Source organism: Streptomyces cyaneochromogenes (genome assembly GCF_003963535.1).
Lineage (GTDB): Bacteria > Actinomycetota > Actinomycetes > Streptomycetales > Streptomycetaceae > Streptomyces > Streptomyces shaanxiensis.
In genome coordinates this window covers 6960870-6978271 of sequence record NZ_CP034539.1, presented here as the reverse complement: position 1 = coordinate 6978271, position 17402 = coordinate 6960870, and the positions used below count along the sequence as shown (strand labels likewise).

The following is a 17402-nucleotide window of genomic DNA, read 5'->3' as shown; positions in this document are numbered from 1 at the left end:
CCGTATGGCCCGTACGCTCTCGTCCCGACGCACCACCCACCGCCTGGCCGCCGACGCCGGTCTCCTGGTGGTGGCCGCTGCCTTCGTGCTCCCGCTGGCCTGGGTGATCCTCTCCTCGCTGGACACGAACGCGAACCTCCAGGTGAAACTCCCTGACGGCGTGACCCTGGACAACTTCGACGCCGTGCTGACCCCGGACATCACCTTCACCCCGCTGCTCAACAGCCTGCTCCTGTGCGGCGGCGGGACGGCGCTGACGGTGGCGTGCGCGGCGCTCGCCGCCTATCCGCTGTCACGGTTCCGGTCGCGCTTCAACCGTCCGTTCCTGCTGACGGTCCTGTTCGCGACGTGTCTGCCCATCACGGCGATCATGGTGCCGGTGTACGCCCTGTTCGTGCGGGTGAACCTGATCGACACCATGCAGGGGACGATCTTCTTCTTCGCCGCCTCCCAACTGCCGTTCGCCATCTGGCTGATGAAGAACTTCATGGACGGGGTACCCAAGGAGCTGGAGGAGGCGGCCTGGACCGACGGGGCGTCGTCACTGCAGTCGCTGGTGCGGATCGTGCTGCCCCTCATGGGGCCCGGAGTCGCCGTGGTGACGGTGTTCTCGTTCGTGATGATGTGGGGGAACTTCTTCGTCCCGTTCATGCTCCTGCTCACCCCCGACCAGATGCCGGCCTCGGTGAGCATCAACGAGTTCTTCGGCAACCGCGGGATGGTGGCGTACGGCCAGCTCGCGGCGTTCTCCATCGTGTACTCGACTCCGGTGATCCTGCTGTACGTACTGATCGCCCGGCGGCTGGGCGGCGGTTTCGCGCTGGGCGGGGCGGTCAAGGGGTGATGCGCCTGCCACGTCCCCAGCCGGTCGCCGCCGACGGAGTGCCCGTGCTCGGTGGGCTCACCAGTCGCCTTCCGACGGCCTCCGCGTTGTCGCGGGCCAGGGCCGCGCGTACGCGGGCGTCGGCGCCGTCGAAGAGACCGGCGGCCCGGAGCCAGTGGTCGCGGGCGCGTTCGAGTGCCCCGGCGGCCTGGTGGGCGCGAGCGAGGTTCTCGTAGGTTCCGGCCGCCCGGTACCAGTCCTCGAACTCCTGGTGGATCGCCACCGCGCTCACGTACGAGTCGATCGCCGCCGCCGTCCGGCCGTCCTGGTCCAGCGCGCTGCCGAGGTTGTTGAGCGCGATGGCCTCGCGCTGCCGGTCCCCGACCTCACGGAACAGGTCCCGGCTGCGGGTCTGGGCGTCCACGGCCTGCTGGATGTGGTCGGCCTGGGCCAGCGCCAGGCCGAGCGTGGTCCAGGTGATCGCCTCGCGGTGCCGGTCCCCGGCGGTCGCGTACAGCTCGATGGCCCGGCGCAGGGCGTCGATCGCCTCGTCCACCCGGCCCTCGTCGCGCAGGTGTGCCCCGAGGCTGCTCAGGGCGATCGCCTCACCGTGCTCGTCCCCGACCTGGCGGTAGAGCTCGTGGGCGCCCACGAGCACCGTGACCGCGTCCCGCACCTGGTTCACGCTCGCCAGGGCGTTGCCGAGGTTCGTGCAGACGGCGGCCTCGCCGCGCTGGTCGAGGACGCGCCGGGCGGCCTGCTGGGCGGCGCTGCTCACCACGATCAGGTCGTCGAAGTAGCGGCGCCAGTCCAGGTACACGGCCAGCAGTTGGGCGAGCCGTACCCCGGCGGCCGCGTGCGGTTCCTCCTGTGCCCACTGCACGGCCGCGACCAGGCCGGTCCGCTCCGCGTCCAGCCACGCCAGGGCCGCGGCCCGGTCGCCGAACAGTTGCGGCTCGGGCATCCCGGGGAGCCATCGCAGCCGGGCGTCCGCGGCCGCTGCGTGGCGGCAGAAGTACGCGAGCACGCGCGTCCGCGCCGCTTCGCCCTCCCGCGCGAGGGCCGCGTCCTCGCGTACGGCGAGCATCCCGAAGTCACGGACGAGGTCGTGCAGCCGCCACCGGCCACGCGCGGTCCCCGGCTCGATGAGGTGCGCGCGGGACAGCGCGTCCAGGGCCCGGACCGGCGGGGTGTCGGAGCCGGTCAGGGCGGTGATCACCTGGGTGCCGACCTCGGGGCCGGGGGCGAGGGCGAGCAGACCGAGCAGGCGGCGCTGTTCGTCCGGCTGTCTGCGGAAGGAGAGGTCGAGGGCGGCGCGGACGCTGCGTTCGCCGTCGTCGAGGTGGACGAGGCGGTCGCGTAACTCGCCGAGTTCGGTGGCGAGTTCCTCGACGGGCTTGCCGGGGTCGAGGACGAGGCGGGCGGCCGCGATCTGCAGGGCGAGCGGCAGGTGTCCGCATCGGGCGGCGATGTCCGCGGCCGCCCGGGTCTCGTGGCGGATCCGGTTGTCGTGCGGGTCGGCCAGCCGCAGGGCACGGTCGAGGAGTTCGTACGACGCGCTCGGGGTCAGCTCGTCCAACCGCAGGAGTCTGGCGGCCAGTGTGGGCAGGCGTTCGCGGGAGGTGACCAGGAGACGGTGGTTGGCGCCGCCGCCGGGCCGCAGCAGGCGCACCTGTTCCGGCAGCGAGGCGTTGTCGGCGAGGATCAGCATCGGCCCCCGCTCCCGCGCCCGCTGGACGAGGGTCGAACGGTAGAGCGCCGCCCGGTCGTCCTCCTGGGTCGGGATGTGCTGGGAGGCGATGCCCAGGGCGCGCAGCAGGGCCTCCAGCGCCTGGTCGGGGCTGACCGGATCGTCTTCGTATCCGTGCAGGTCGACGAAGAGCACACCGCCGGGGAACCAGCCCCGCCCGCATGCCCTGTGCGCCGCCTCCACCGCGAGCGCCGTCTTGCCGATGCCGCCGAGCCCGGACAGGGCGGTGACGAGCACCGCCTCGGGGCCGCCGGACGCGGTCGGCGCCAGGGCGTCGAGCAGGGTGCGCAGTTCCTCGTCCCGGCCGGTGAACCCGACGGTCGGGGCGGGCAGGGAGTCCAGCGCGGTGGGGGCCGGACCGTACTCGAGGACCTCGACCTTGGCCGTCACGGGGCCGTGGAACTGGCCCCCGCTGAAGTCGAGATGATCGCCGTACGAGCCCTCAGTCACCGCATCCCCCGAAGCGCGTCGAACACTTGCCATGTCTACGGTACGCCGGGCCACAGGCCCCAACCCTCCTTTGTCCCGGGTGACTTGGCGGAGGTGTGCCGGGTGCCGCTCCAGCCGCCCGACCGCTGGAATCGAGCCGCTCCCGGCCCGTCTCCACGGCCTCCCTCACCGCGTCGGCCGTGGCGTACTCCTCTTCGATGCCCGCTCACACGATCCACGGCTGCGGCATCCCTGCCGAGGGCCGCCAGGAGATCGACACCCGAAAGCGTCCGCGAATATGCCTTTTGACCTTGCCGTTCACCGACCGTCACCGTCCGGCGGACCGGTCCCCCGCCGTCCGGGCCGAACCTGCCCCGCCGTCCTCCCAGCCCTTCCGGACGATCTCCCCCGGGAACGAACCCGCCAGTAGCCGTAGCTTCCTACAATCCGTAATCCTGGCCGAACAGACCGTAGTCACCCCACCCCGGCCGTCCTACGTTGTGCCCCGTGCGCCGACCCCCAGCCCAGCCGAACCAGCCCAGCCAGCCGAACCACCCCAACCGCTCCAGCCTCCGTACCCCGCCCACTCCCCCCTTCAACGCCCCCGCCGCCCGCAGCCTCCGGGCCGCCCTCAACATGGGCCCCGAGCATGTCGCCTACGGCATGCGGGCCTCCTACGGGCTGCCCTACGTCACCGAGGACCTGGTCATCGCGTGGGAACGCGAGCTCGCCGCCCCCACCAGCCACGAGCTCACCGCTCTGGCGGGCGTGCTGTGGTGCTCGCCCGGTGAGCTGCTCGGCAGGCCGCGGACGCTGCGCGAGCACCGCATCGCCCGTGGCCTGGCGCCCGAGGACGTGGCCCGTACCGTCGGGCACGAGGTCCTCGCGTATCTCCGCATGGAGGAGAACGACGACTGGCAGGGCACCGACCGCCAGTCCGCCGCCCTCGCCGACGTCCTCGGTCTGTCGCTGCCGGACTTCATCACCGTCACGGGCCGCGACGCCAAGCTCGCCGACCTGTTGCGCAGTGCCGTGACGACGCGCTGGCAGGCGTATGTGCGCCCGGTCCACAAGATGGTGCCCCTGGACCGGCGTGTCCTGGAGGACACCCTCCAGGAGCTGCACAAGGACTACCAGGGGCAGATGACCGCCACCCTCAGCTGGGGCGGCGGCAGCGGTGACTCCAGTGCGGCCGGCCGGGAGTTCCTGGACCGGATCGTGGAGCGCTTCTGGGCGACGGTCCAAAGGAGCGGCCCCTGAGCCCTCAGTGGTCGTTCTCCAGGTGCGGCTTCAGCAGATCCACCCCGTGGTCGTTGACCTCGGAGGCGCCCGGGCCCATGACCCCGCCGCCTCCCGGCCCGCCGGACGGCATCCCGCTCGGGGCGCCCAAGGCGGCCGACGCCGAGCTCAATGGCCCGGAGGAGCCGGTGGAGCAACGGGTCATCCCGGACACCGATCATCCCGGTCATCCCGGTCATGGTCGCCCGCGTCCGTGCATGGGCACCAAAGTCCATGCCGGACCTGAAGCGCGCCTGGGCGCAACCTGCGACCGGCCGGAAGTCTGTGCCCGGCCGCCGGACCCGACCGGTGCTAGAAGACCGACTCCGCCTCGTCCATCCGGTCCTTCGGCACCGTCTTCAGCTCGGTGACCGCCTCCGCCAGCGGCACCATCACCACGTCGGTCCCGCGCAGCGCGGTCATCCTGCCGAACTCGCCCCGGTGCGCGGCCTCCACCGCGTGCCAGCCGAAGCGGGTGGCCAGGACGCGGTCGTACGCCGTGGGCACGCCGCCGCGCTGGACGTGGCCGAGGATGACCGGCTTGGCCTCCTTGCCGAGGCGGCGCTCCAGCTCGAACGCGAGGGCCGTGCCGATGCCCTGGAAGCGCTCGTGGCCGTACTGGTCGATGTCGCCCTTGCCGTAGTCCATGGTGCCGTCGGCGGGGTGGGCGCCCTCGGCGACGCAGATGACCGCGAACTTTTTGCCGCGTGCGAAGCGCTCCTCGACCATCTTCACCAGGTCGGCGGGGTCGAACGGGCGCTCCGGGAGGCAGATGCCGTGCGCACCCGCCGCCATGCCGGACTCCAGCGCGATCCAGCCCGCGTGCCGGCCCATGACCTCGACGACCATCACCCGCTGGTGGGACTCGGCGGTCGTCTTCAGGCGGTCCATGGCCTCGGTGGCGACACCGACCGCCGTGTCGAAGCCGAAGGTGCGGTCCGTCGAGGAGATGTCGTTGTCGATCGTCTTCGGTACGCCCACCACGGGCAGCCCGGCGTCGGACAGCATCCGCGCCGCCGTCAGGGTCCCCTCGCCGCCGATCGGGATCAGCGCGTCGATGCCGAAGTCGCGGGCGATGTCGGGCGCGCTCTCGCACGCCTCGCGCAACCGGTCGCGCTCCAGCCTCGACGAGCCGAGGATCGTGCCGCCGCGGGCCAGGATGCCGCTGACCGCCTCCAGGTCGAGGCTGCGGTAGTGACCGTCCAGCAGGCCCGCGTATCCGTCCTCGAAGCCGATCACCTCGTCGCCGTACTGCGCGACGGCCCGGTGCACGACCGACCGGATCACGGCGTTCAGTCCGGGGCAGTCGCCGCCTGCGGTGAGAACTCCGATACGCATCGTGCTGTGTCTCCTGCTCGCTGTTGATACCGGTGAGCCAGTCCGATTGTTTCACGTCCCGGACAACGGTGTGGGCCCCTGATCCTGACGGGCGCCTTATCTACCGGCAAGGGTATTGTCAAGAGGGTTTCGCTCACCCCACTGGGCGATTTTGCGACCCAAGCCGCTGACAGCTGACAGACGAAACGGAGAGCACGCGTGACGCGCAGCGTGTACGTGACCGGCATCGACCGCGGCGACGGCCGCCAGGTCGTCGAACTGGGGGTCATGGAGCTTCTGACCCGACAGGTCGACCGGGTGGGGGTGTTCCGGCCGCTGGTCCATCACAGCCCCGACCGCCTGTTCGAGCTGCTGCGCGCCCGGTACCGCCTGTCCCAGGACCCGGCCACGGTCTACGGCATGGACTACCACGAGGCGTCCGCCCTGCAGGCCGAGCGCGGCACGGACGAGCTGGTGTCCACGCTCGTCGACCGGTTCCACGTCGTCGCCCGCGACTACGACGTCGTCCTCGTCCTCGGCACCGACTACGCCGACACCCAGCTCCCGGACGAGCTGTCCCTCAACGCCCGGCTCGCCAACGAGTTCGGCGCGTCCGTGATACCGGTGGTGGGCGGACGCAAGCAGACCGCGGAGTCCGTGCTCGCCGAGACGCGCAACGCCTACCGGGCGTACGAGAGCCTGGGCTGCGACGTGCTGGCCATGGTCACGAACCGGGTCGCCCGGGAGGACCGGGACGAGATCGCCCAGCGGCTCGACTCGCGGCTGGCGGTGCCCTGTTACGTCGTCCCGGACGAGCCGGCGCTGTCCGCGCCGACGGTCGCGCAGATCGCCCAGTCCCTGGACGCGAAGGTCCTGCTCGGCGACGACTCGGGGCTCGCGCGCGACGCCCTCGGCTTCGTCTTCGGCGGCGCCATGCTGCCGAACTTCCTCACCGCCCTGACCCCGGGCTGTCTGGTCGTCACCCCGGGCGACCGCGCCGACCTGGTCGTCGGCTCGCTGGCCGCGCACAGCGCCGGCACCCCGCCGATCGCCGGTGTGCTGCTCACCCTGGACGAGCGCCCCGGCGACGAGGTCCTCACCCTCGCCGCCCGCCTCGCCCCGGGCACGCCGGTGCTCTCGGTGCCCGGCTACAGCTTCCCCACCGCCGAACAGCTCTTCTCCCTGGAGGGGAAGTTGAACGCGGCCACCCCGCGCAAGGCGGAGACCGCGCTCGGCCTGTTCGAGCGGTACGTCGACACCGGCGAGCTGCTGAAGCGGGTCTCGGCGCCGAACAGCGACCGGGTCACGCCGATGATGTTCGAGCACAAGCTGCTGGAGCAGGCCCGCTCGAACATGCGGCGCATCGTGCTGCCCGAGGGCACCGAGCCGCGCGTCCTGCAGGCCGCCGAGGTGCTGCTGCGGCGCAACGTCTGCGACCTCACGCTCCTGGGGCCGGTCGACCGGATCCGCAAGACGGCCGCCGACCAGGGCATCGACCTGGCCGGCTGTGAGCTGATCGACCCGGCGACCAGCGAGCTGCGCGACTCCTTCGCCGAGAAGTACGCCCAGCTCCGCGCCCACAAGGGGGTCACGGTCGAGTTGGCGTACGACGTCGTCAGCGATGTGAACTACTTCGGAACCCTGATGGTGCAGGAGGGTCTGGCCGACGGCATGGTGTCGGGGTCCGTCCACTCGACGGCCGCGACCATCCGGCCCGCCTTCGAGATCATCAAGACCCGGCCGGACGCCGGCATCGTCTCGTCCGTCTTCTTCATGTGCCTGGCCGACAAGGTCCTCGTCTACGGCGACTGCGCCGTGAACCCCGACCCGAACGCCGAGCAGCTGGCCGACATCGCCATCCAGTCGGCGGGCACCGCCGAGCAGTTCGGCGTGGAGCCGCGGATCGCGATGCTGTCGTACTCGACGGGTACGTCCGGGTCGGGCGCCGACGTCGACAAGGTGCGCGAGGCGACCGAGCTGGTGCGCCAGCGGCGGCCCGATCTGAAGACCGAGGGGCCGATCCAGTACGACGCCGCCGTGGAGCCGTCGGTCGCTCAGACCAAGTTGCCGGGGTCGGAAGTGGCCGGGCAGGCAACGGTTCTGATCTTCCCGGACCTCAATACAGGTAACAACACCTACAAGGCCGTGCAGCGTTCGGCCGGCGCGATCGCCGTCGGTCCGGTGCTGCAGGGTCTGCGCAAGCCCGTCAACGACCTGTCCCGGGGCGCCCTCGTCCAGGACATCGTCAACACCGTCGCCATCACCGCGATCCAGGCCCAGTCCCCCGCCCAGTCCCCCAGCGAGAAGGCAACCGCCCAGTGAGCTCGTCCCGCGTCCTCGTCCTCAACTCCGGCTCCTCGTCGGTGAAGTACCAGCTGCTCGACATGCGTGACAGCAGCCGGCTGGCCATGGGGCTCGTCGAGCGCATCGGCGAGGAGTCCTCCCGGCTCAAGCACACGCCGCTCGCGAGCGGCGGGGCGAGCCGTGAGTGGACCGGGCCGATGGCGGACCACGAGGCCGCCCTGAAGGCCGTGTCGGCCGAGCTCGCCAAGGACGGGCTCGGGCTCGACTCGCCGGAACTGGCCGCGATCGGCCACCGGGTGGTGCACGGCGGCCGGCACTTCACCGAGCCGACCGTCATCGACGACGCCGTGCTCGCCGAGATCGAGCGGCTGATCCCGGTCGCCCCGCTGCACAACCCGGCCAACCTCACCGGCATCCGCACCGCGCGGAGTCTGCGGCCCGACCTGCCGCAGGTCGCCGTCTTCGACACCGCGTTCCACACGACGATGCCGGAGTCGGCCGCCCGCTACGCGATCGACGTCGAGACCGCCGACCGGCACCGGATACGCCGGTACGGCTTCCACGGCACCTCGCACGCGTACGTCTCCCGGGCCACCGCGAAGCTGCTGGGCAGGGCGCCCGAGGACGTGAACGTCATCGTGCTGCACCTCGGCAACGGCGCGTCCGCGTCAGCCGTTCGGGGCGGGAGGTGCGTGGACACGTCCATGGGGCTGACGCCTTTGGAGGGGCTCGTGATGGGTACGCGCTCCGGGGACATGGACCCGGCCGTCATCTTCCATTTGATGCGTGTTGGCGAAATGTCCACGGACGAGATCGACACTCTTCTCAACAAGAAGAGCGGGCTGATCGGTCTGTGCGGCGACAACGACATGCGGGAGATCCGCCGCCGGATCGACGAGGGTGATCAGCGGGCCGCTCTCGCGTTCGACATCTACATTCACCGTCTGAAGAAGTACATCGGCGCTTATTACGCGGTGCTCGGCAAGGTGGACGCGATCGCCTTCACCGCCGGGGTCGGCGAGAACGCGGCGCCGGTGCGCGAGGCCGCGGTCGCGGGCCTGGAGGAGCTGGGCATGGTGGTGGACGGCGAGCTGAACGCCGTACGGAGTGACGAGCCGCGGCTGATCTCGCCGGGGCACGCGCGCGTGGCCGTGGCTGTGGTGCCGACGGATGAAGAACTGGAAATAGCGACACAGACCTATGCGCTGGTCGGGCGTATTTGATATGCGGCTCCGCCGCGTGGACAACGCCTGAGTAACACGGCTGAGCAAAGCCCAGCTCATTTGTATCTTCCACCAGACGGAATATTCCGCGGCGAAACAAACCGATAGGATCGTCACCATGCGCCGTTCGAAAATCGTTTGTACTCTCGGCCCCGCGGTCGACTCCCATGAACAGCTCGTCTCGCTGATCGAGGCGGGCATGAATGTGGCCCGCTTCAACTTCAGCCACGGCACCCACGCAGACCACCAGGGGCGGTACGAGCGCCTGAGGGCCGCCGCCGCGGAGACCGGGCGGCCCATCGGTGTGCTCGCCGACCTCCAGGGCCCGAAGATCCGTCTGGAGACGTTCGCCGAGGGCCCGGTCGAGCTGGAGCGCGGTGACGAGTTCGTCATCACGACCGAGGACGTCCCGGGCGACAAGTCCATCTGCGGGACCACCTACAAGGGCCTGCCCGGTGACGTGGCCAAGGGCGACCAGGTCCTCATCAACGACGGCAACGTCGAACTGAAGGTCACCGAGGTCGACGGCCCCCGGGTGAAGACGATCGTCATCGAGGGCGGCGTCGTCTCCGACCACAAGGGCATCAACCTGCCGGGCGCTGCCGTGAACGTGCCGGCGCTGAGCGAGAAGGACATCGAGGACCTCCGCTTCGCCCTCCGCATGGGCTGCGACCTCGTCGCGCTGTCCTTCGTGCGGGACGCCAACGACGTGCAGGACGTGCACAAGGTCATGGACGAGGTCGGCCGCCGCGTCCCGGTCATCGCCAAGGTGGAGAAGCCGCAGGCGGTCGCCAACATGGAGGACGTCGTGCTGGCGTTCGACGGCGTGATGGTCGCGCGCGGCGACCTGGCCGTCGAGTACCCGCTCGAGAAGGTCCCGATGGTGCAGAAGCGCCTCATCGAGCTGTGCCGGCGCAACGCCAAGCCGGTGATCGTGGCGACCCAGATGATGGAGTCGATGATCACCAACTCCCGCCCGACCCGCGCCGAGGCCTCCGACGTGGCCAACGCGATCCTCGACGGCGCCGACGCGGTCATGCTGTCCGCGGAGTCCTCGGTCGGCGCCTACCCGATCGAGACCGTCAAGACGATGTCGAAGATCGTCGCCGCCGCCGAGCAGGAGCTGCTCGCCAAGGGCCTGCAGCCGCTCGTGCCGGGCAAGAAGCCTCGTACGCAGGGTGGTTCGGTGGCCCGTGCCGCCTGCGAGATCGCCGACTTCCTCGGCGGCAAGGGCCTGGTCGCCTTCACCCAGTCCGGCGACACCGCCCGCCGCCTGTGCCGCTATCGCGCCGCCCAGCAGATCATCGCCTTCACCACGGACGAGGGCACCCGCAACCAGATGACGCTCAGCTGGGGCGTCGAGCCGCACGTGGTGCCGTTCGTCAACAGCACCGACGAGATGGTCGACCTGGTGGACCAGGAGATCGTCAAGCTGGGGCTGTTCAACGAGGGTGACATTGTCGTTATCACGGCCGGCTCGCCGCCCGGGGTTCCGGGGACGACGAACATGGTCCGGGTTCACCACCTGGGCGGGGGCGCACGGGACTGACCCGGAGGCCGCCACAAGGCTCCCGTACAGCGCTGAGGGCGCCCCCTGTAGCAGGGGGCGCCCTTTTGCGTGCTCAGTGGCTCCCGCCGGGTGTCACGCCTCGGCCACCGCCTGGACGACGGCATGCGCCAGGACGTCGAAGTTCTCCCGGTAGAAGCCCAGGCGGATGTGGAACGGCTCCTCCGCGAAGACGCCGCCACGCACCAGGAACATGGTGGGCGCGGCGGTCAGCGCGCTGTGCACCATGTGGAGTTCCTCGATGGTGAGGCGGAAGTCGCGTACCTCCGTGTGCCGGCCGGCCAGGCGTTCCACGAGTGCGTCGACAGCCTCCCGGCCCGAGCCGACCAACAGGGTCAGCTCCGTGTCACCGTAGTCCTGCTCGCTCAGATGACTCAGCGCCTCGTACATCGCTGACGCCTGGGAGGGCGCGAGCCTGGCGATGAACGCGTCGCCGTCGCGGGTCAGCTTCAACTGTGTTCTCAACCGTGCCTCCTTTGCGCGTCAGCTCTTGGGCTCGTAGCGGCCGCCGTTGGCGAACTTCTCCCAGCGCAGCTTGTAGGCGTGGATGCGGTAGTCCTGGATGATGACGATCAAGCCCTTGTCCTCATCGTAGGCGACCTCGTGCTTCGTCTCCGTGTCGATGTGGGTCGCCTTGCCCCGCCACTTCTGGAAGTAGTCGGCCATGTCCTTCAGGTTGCGGCCGACGCCCGGAAGGTCGTGGGCCGCTGCATTGCGGGGGTTGGAGGTGTCGCCCATCCGCATCCACTGGTACTCGACGCCGTCCGCCACGTCGGAGCCGTACTTCTTCTCGATGTCCTCCAGGATCTCGTCGGGCAGGTCCTCTGCCAGGTCGATGTTGCAGGCGTCCAGGTCGATGGGCTCGTCGTCGTCCGACGAGGCCGCGGCGGCCGACGACGCCGTCGCGAACCCGGCCGTCCGCACGGTCCCGGCGCCCTTCACGGAGGCGGCGCTCTTCGCGGACTTCTTCTTGCAGGCCGGAAGTTCCGGATCCTTCTTCGCCTTCTCGGCCAGCTTGCGGAGCTTGTCGAGGGTCCTCTTGGCCTTCGCCGACTTCTCGAAGAACCCGATGACACCCGACGCGATCCGGACGATCGCCTTGCCCACCCCGACGATCTTGTTGGCCGGGACGGCCTTGACCAGCGTCCACAGGCAGGCCTCGACATCGCCCTTGGTCAGGCAGTTCTTGAGGTCGGTCCAGCCGATCTCGTCGAGGAGGATCTGCCCGCCGTTCTGCTTGACCCAGTCCAGCAGGCTCAGGGACGCCAGAGCGAGGGCGGACCGGTACTGGTCCACGCACTCCTGCCCGCACATGCGCAGCAGCGCGGCCTCTTCCTCGGAGGACAGGGCCGGGCCGGGGTTGGCCGCCTGGTCGGCCTTCTCCTTGCGGAGTTCCTCCAGGCGCTTGCGCTCCGCCTCCTCGGCGCGGGTGGCGGCGGCGTCCGCCTCCTTCGCCGCGCTGTCGGCGTTGGAGGCCGCCTTCTCGGCCTTGACCGCGTCCGACTCGGCGTGCGTGGCGACCTGATCCGCGACGGCGGCGTCGGACTCGGCGGCGGAAGCGGCGGAACGGGCTCCGGCCGCGTCCTTCTCGGCCTCCGTGGCGTCGCGGTCGGCCTGGGCGGCCGCCGATTCGGCATCGTTGGCCGCGGAGTTGGCGTAGAAGGCGTCGGTGCCCGCCTGCTGGTCGTACTTCTGGGCGTTCGCGTCGGCCTTCTTCGCCGCGGCGGCGTCCGTCGCGGCGGCCTTGGCGGAAGCGTTCGCCGCGGCGGCGGACTCGACCGCCTGCACGGCGTAGTTCGCGGCGTCGGCTGCTGCCTGCAGGGCGATCTTGGCGTCGCCGGCGGCCTTGTCCGCGAGCGCCTTGGCCTGCGCCGCCGCCTTCTTCGCCTCGTCCGACTTGGCCTTGGCCGCGGTGGCCTGCTGCTCGGCCAGCGTCTTGGAGGTCTGCCCGATCAGCACCGCGTACGCCGCCGAGGCGTCGGTCTCGCGGTACGGGGAGCCGATGGTGATCGCCTCGTCGGCCGCCTTGGTGGTCGCGGTCGCGGCATCACGGGCGCCCTGCGCGTACTGGGCCGTGGCGGCGGCGTAACCGGCGGTCTTCGCCGCCCACGCGGCCGTCTTCGCGGCCTCGGCCACCGCAGCGGTGGCCTCCTTGCGCGCGGTGATCGCCGCGGCCTGGGCCTTCTTGGCCTCGGCGTCCGCCTGCTTGGCCTTCTGCTTCGCGGAGGCGGCCGCGTCGATCGCCTCGGCCGCCGCCGCGTGCGCGGTCTCGGCGGCCGCGTGCGTCTTCGCGTACGCCGACTGGGCCGCTTCCGCGGCGGACCGGGAACGCTCGGCCGCACCCTGCGCACGGGTCGCCGCCGCTCGGGCGTTGACCGCCGCCGTGGTCGCCTCGTTCGCCGCCGTACGGGCCCGCGTCGCCGCGCCCGCCGCGTCGTTGGCGGCGCCACGTGCCTCGGTGGCCGCCTGCCGGGTCTCGGCCGCGGCCGCGGTGCCCTCGGCAGCGGCTGCCGCGGACTCCAGGGCCGCCGCGCGGGAGGCGGTGGCGTTCTTCTCGTGCTCGGCCTTCACCGCCGCGTTGCGGGCCTTGTAGGCACGCAGTTCGGCACCCTGCGCCGCCGCCAGCTTCTGCGTCGCCGTCGCGCCCGCCGACTCCGCGGCCGTACGGGCCTGGCGGGCCTTGTCCTGCTCGCCCCGCGCCCGTTCCTCGGCCGCGCCGGCCTTCGTCCGCTCGCTCGCGGCGATGTCCCGCTCACGCTCGGCGGTGGCCTTCTCGGCCTCGGCGATGCCGCGCTGCCGCTTCGCCTCCGCGGCCTGGGTCTTGGCCGTCTGCTCCGCCTTCTCGGCGGTCTCACGGGCCTTCTTCGCGGTGTTGGCGTCGGCCGCGGCCTCGGCGGCCAGCTTGGCCGCGGAATCGGCGGCGGCCTTGGCCTGCGCCTTGGCCTCCAGGGCCGCCGTCTTGCGGAACTCCGTGTTCAGCGCGTGCGTCTGCGTCTTCGCCAGCGCCAGCAGCGTCTGGGAGTCGGCCACCGTGGCCTTCGCCGCGTTCGACGCGGTCAGCGTGGCCTTGGCCGCCGCCTGGGCGGCAGCGGACGAGGCCTTGGTGACCTGCACGGACTGCTGGGCGTACAGCAGCCCCCGGCCGCGCGGCAGCTTCGCGGCGTCGGCGATCGTCCACGCCTTCGTCTGCTGGGTGCTCGCGGTCGCCGCGGCCGTCTTGGCCCGGGCTGCCGCCGCATCTGCGACGGCCACCTGCGCGGCGGCCTTGGTCCTCGCGTTGTTCAGGTCGGACGTGGCCTTGGTGAATTCGGACTTCGCCGGGTAAAAGATCGAGTCCTTGTTCGCCGCCCAGTGCTTCTGCCAGTACAAGATCTGGTCCGCCTGCCAGGCCTGCCGAACCGCCTCGATCATCGCGGCCGTGGCGGTCCGCGTCTCCTTCGCCGCGGTGGCCTCGGCGGTGACGATCGCCTTGCGCTGCTCGGCCTGGCCGGCGTACTCCGCCTCCCACTCCTGGTACGCCTGTACGACCGGCCCGGTCAGCACCCGGTAGTGGTCGATCGGGTTGGCGCTGTCACAGGCAGCCCAGGCCGTCTTCAGCGCCTCGACCTCGGTGCGGAACTCCAGCGAGTCCGGCTCGGGGGCCTTGGTCGGGAAGCCGCCGAAGCGCAGGAAGGTCGCGACGTCGTTGGCCGAGGAGGGGCCCATGTTGTTGGTGCTGAGCAGTTCGTCCCCGGCGCGCTGCTTGTACGCGCCGGCCCATTCGTCGTCGCCGGTGTCGAAGGCGTCGAACACCTTCTTGGCCTGGTCCAGCGAGGCCTTGCCGGGCCTCGGCGTCGGATCCTCCCAGGACTTGTCGTACAGGTCCTGCTGGGTGCCGAGGGTGAAAGTGACGATTTCCTTGCCGAAGTCGGGCGCCCAGAAGTCCCGGCCGCCCGAGGAATTCACCGACCGGTAGGGCTCGTTGGCGGTGTTCAGCTTGTTCTGGCGGGCTTCGTGGGCCCTGAGGTCGGCTATGCCCGCGTCCCTGTCCCGTCGGCTGGCGTCGCCGAGTTCACCGAAGGTCAAGCCAGCGACGGCCGTACGCAGATCGGCGTCGGTGCCCGCGAGCCGAGTCGCAGCGTAGGCCTTCATCTCGGGTCCGCCGAAGTGCACGGCCCTCGCTATCTGGCAGCGGTCCTCGCGGGCCTGGGAGCCCAGGCTGATGCGCAGGCTGCGCTCATACGGGTTGGCCGGGTTGTCGCCCGGTTCGTCGGCGGCCGCGGGGGCCGCGGAGACGAGTCCGCCGAGTACGGCCGCCGCGGTCGCGAGCGCTACGGCCGCGAAACCCCCCTGTGCGCGCCCCGGTCGGAGTCGTCTCGGTGATCTTCTTCGTGTTCGCACGTCGATGCCTACCTGGATGGTCAGTCCGGATGGTCGGATGCGTCCGCACAGGAAGAAGGCACGCCGAAGCGTCAGCGAGTAAAGCCAGGAAGAGAAGAGATCCCCGTCTGTTCCGCGTGCGGTCAACACGCGCCCCCCGCGCCCCCTCCCCAGGGGACGCGATCATCATGGCAGTGAGAAAGCCTTTGCGGAACCCTTGAATCGTACTGAGGTTCGGTCGGGAGTCTCACATGACTGTGCCCCGCCGGGCGTTGACCCGACGGGGCACAGTCCTGTGCGGCTCCCGGAAGGACTTCGGACGGCTGCGCTCAGTCGGTGACGTACTGATGCAGCCCCGGAACGGTCAGCGTGCCGCCGAACTGACCGGCCTGCGTGACCTTCACCTTGGTGAAGTAGATGTATGGGATGTTCAGCGGCGGCGGGTGCTCCGGGTCGAACGTGACCGGGATCAGGCCCAGCAGGTTCCCGGAGATGCTCTCGGTGTACATCACCGTCTTGCCGTCGGTGATCGTGGACTTGGAGCCCTTGGCCGCCTGCACGTGGTGCGTCTTGCCGGACTGCTTGTCCTTGACGAGCTGGTGCAGGTCGCCGATGTCGGTGCCGTCGGAGATGACGTACTTCAGCACCTTCTTGGTCTTGCCGCTGGCGGTCTTGACCTCGACGATGCCCTGGTAGTCCGCGCCCTTCAGGGTCAGCGAACTGGCCTCCAGGTACCACGGGTCGTCGGGCACCAGGATCTTGTTGTCGACCCCGCCCTCGTCCTCCGTGGCGGCCTCGCAGTCCTCGGGGAGTTCCGTGGCGCTCGCGGACGGGCTCGGGGTGGCCGTGGCCTCCTCGGCCGCCTCGGTGGCGTCCTCGGCCGCCTCGGACGCCGTGTCGGTCGTGTCCTTCACGGTGTCCTCCACCGTGTCGGTGACCTTCTCGGTGGTCTCCTTGACGGGGTCGGACGTGTCCTTGTCGCTGTCCTCGGACGCCGACCCGTCGGTCGCGCCCTCACTCGCGCTCGCCGAGGCGGACGGCGTCGGACTCGGGCTCGCCGACTCCTGGTCGCCGCCGGTGAAGATGCCGGAGATCGCGTCGCCGATGTCCTCCAGCAGGTTGCCGCCGCTCTCGGACGGCGACGGGGACGCCGTGGACGTGTCGCCGGACTGGGCCTCGCTCGACTTGCTCGGGGAGGGTGTCGGCGTGGGCTCGGCCGCGTCGTCGGAACCTGAATCCGACGAGGAGGAGTCGCCCGAAGAGCCGGAAGAGCCCGAGGAGTCCGAGGAGTTCTCGGAGGGCGACGCCGAAGGAGTCGGCTTCGCCTCGTTCTCGTCGGCGGAGTCGGTCGACTCGCCGGCGTCCGGCGTCGCCGATGCGGACGCACCGTCCGCGTCCTCCGCCAGGGCCGCCACGCACTCCTTGTACTCGTCGGCCGTCAAGCTGTTCGAAGTCGTCGGCGCCCCGTCGTCGGCCAGCGCCAGCGTGGGCGTGAAGCCCATGCCCATCAGGACCGCCGTCGGCATCGCGGCCATCGCTATCGCCTTGCCGGCCGGCATGTGCAACCTGGTGAACAGCGGCTTCTTGGGTGCCGCATGGCGCGGTCCCGTTCTCTCCCGTGCCGGGGCCGCAAAGCTCTTGTCGCGGGCCTCGTCAGCCGACACGGTCACCCCCGACACGGTCCTCTGCCCGGTAACCGTGCTGCCCATCCCCGTGGGTGGAGCCGCCGTCCGAGGTCCCGTGCGGCGGGAACGGCTGCCCGGGCTCGAAACCGCCCTGGGCGCCCGGCTGCGCGGCGTCCTCGTCGGCGGGCCCGCCCTCGTCATGCGACTTGCTCGCCTCGGGCCGGTCCTTGCCCGGCATCCAGGAGATGGCGAGCGCGCCTCCGATCATGGCCAGCAGGAAGCCGACGACGAAGCCACCGATGTTGGAGACCACCAAGGACACCAGCGCGAGGATGATCGCCGCGACGCCGGCGAACACCCGCGTAGCGTGCTGGAACCACATGGTCAGCCCCAGCGTGACCAGAAGGACGCCGATGATGAGGGAGCCGGCACCCGCGGTGGTCGCCATGGTGAGCGACATGGTGCCCAGCTTGAGGGTGGCGTACGGGAAATAGGCGATCGGCACCCCGCCGAGCAGGGTGAACACGCCCGCCCAGAACGGCCGGCTGCCCCGCCAGTCACGGAATCGCAGACGCAACCGGGTGAACGTCCCGGCGCTCTGGACCGGTGTCTCGGCACTCATGGAAAACAGCTCCCTGGGTCCGGTGGAAGTACGTACCGGCTCGGCCGTAGGCGTCTATGAAGCCGGAACTCTGAGTCTCTGAGGGGGCCCGGCCCACGAGGGGCC

At 70.7% G+C, this 17402-nt stretch carries 12 protein-coding genes; 5 read left to right on the top strand and 7 right to left on the bottom strand.

What is annotated here, in order from left to right; all coding sequences use genetic code 11:
* Window positions 1–4: 4 nt before the first annotated feature.
* Complete coding sequence (locus EJ357_RS31940; RefSeq protein ID WP_126395148.1) at window positions 5–844, top strand: carbohydrate ABC transporter permease; 840 nt, start codon at window positions 5–7, stop codon at window positions 842–844.
* Here the strand turns inward: EJ357_RS31940 and EJ357_RS31935 are convergent.
* Window positions 834–3023 (bottom strand): ATP-binding protein, encoded by a 2190-nt coding sequence (locus tag EJ357_RS31935; protein WP_228472672.1) that lies wholly within the window; start codon window positions 3021–3023, stop codon window positions 834–836. The two genes, EJ357_RS31940 and EJ357_RS31935, sit on opposite strands and share 11 nt — an antisense overlap.
* A gap of 486 nt (window positions 3024–3509) precedes the next feature.
* On the opposite strand from EJ357_RS31935, the gene EJ357_RS31930 reads away from it, so the two are divergent.
* Complete coding sequence (locus EJ357_RS31930; protein ID WP_407698429.1) at window positions 3510–4262, top strand: helix-turn-helix domain-containing protein; 753 nt, start codon at window positions 3510–3512, stop codon at window positions 4260–4262.
* A gap of 4 nt (window positions 4263–4266) precedes the next feature.
* On the opposite strand, the gene EJ357_RS31925 is transcribed toward EJ357_RS31930, so the two are convergent.
* On the bottom strand, window positions 4267–4446 hold the full coding sequence (locus EJ357_RS31925; RefSeq protein WP_126395145.1) for a hypothetical protein: 180 nt from the start codon (window positions 4444–4446) through the stop codon (window positions 4267–4269).
* A 146-nt stretch (window positions 4447–4592) separates the two neighbouring features.
* Window positions 4593–5618, bottom strand: coding sequence for an ATP-dependent 6-phosphofructokinase (locus tag EJ357_RS31920; RefSeq protein ID WP_126395144.1), 1026 nt, complete (start codon window positions 5616–5618; stop codon window positions 4593–4595).
* 198 nt (window positions 5619–5816) lie between these two features.
* On the opposite strand from EJ357_RS31920, the gene pta reads away from it, so the two are divergent.
* The 3 genes from pta to pyk all read left to right on the top strand — a co-directional run bounded on the left by pta (window position 5817) and on the right by pyk (window position 10673).
* Window positions 5817–7919, top strand: coding sequence for a phosphate acetyltransferase (gene pta, locus EJ357_RS31915; RefSeq protein WP_126395143.1), 2103 nt, complete (start codon window positions 5817–5819; stop codon window positions 7917–7919).
* Window positions 7916–9124 carry an acetate kinase gene (locus EJ357_RS31910; RefSeq protein ID WP_126395142.1) on the top strand — a complete coding sequence of 403 codons (1209 nt, stop codon included), beginning with the start codon at window positions 7916–7918 and terminating at the stop codon, window positions 9122–9124. The genes pta and EJ357_RS31910 overlap by 4 nt, the downstream gene beginning before the upstream one ends.
* A 118-nt stretch (window positions 9125–9242) precedes the next feature.
* Window positions 9243–10673, top strand: a complete 1431-nt coding sequence (gene pyk / locus EJ357_RS31905; RefSeq protein WP_126395141.1) for a pyruvate kinase — start codon at window positions 9243–9245, stop codon at window positions 10671–10673.
* A 93-nt stretch (window positions 10674–10766) separates the two neighbouring features.
* Here the strand turns inward: pyk and EJ357_RS31900 are convergent, their stop codons facing one another.
* The 4 genes from EJ357_RS31900 to EJ357_RS31885 form a co-directional block, all read right to left on the bottom strand.
* A complete protein-coding gene (locus EJ357_RS31900) occupies window positions 10767–11156 on the bottom strand; it encodes a hypothetical protein (RefSeq protein ID WP_126395140.1) in 390 nt (129 codons plus the stop codon).
* 18 nt (window positions 11157–11174) lie between these two features.
* Window positions 11175–15071: a hypothetical protein gene (locus EJ357_RS48515; protein ID WP_175647595.1), complete on the bottom strand. Its 3897-nt coding sequence runs from the start codon at window positions 15069–15071 to the stop codon at window positions 11175–11177.
* Between the two features lie 308 nt (window positions 15072–15379).
* Entirely contained in the window at window positions 15380–16714 is a 1335-nt protein-coding gene (locus tag EJ357_RS31890; protein ID WP_126400319.1) for a hypothetical protein, read from the bottom strand.
* Window positions 16704–17297: a DUF6114 domain-containing protein gene (locus EJ357_RS31885; RefSeq protein WP_126395139.1), complete on the bottom strand. Its 594-nt coding sequence runs from the start codon at window positions 17295–17297 to the stop codon at window positions 16704–16706. Before EJ357_RS31885 ends, EJ357_RS31890 begins: the two co-directional genes overlap by 11 nt.
* Window positions 17298–17402 lie beyond the last annotated feature (105 nt).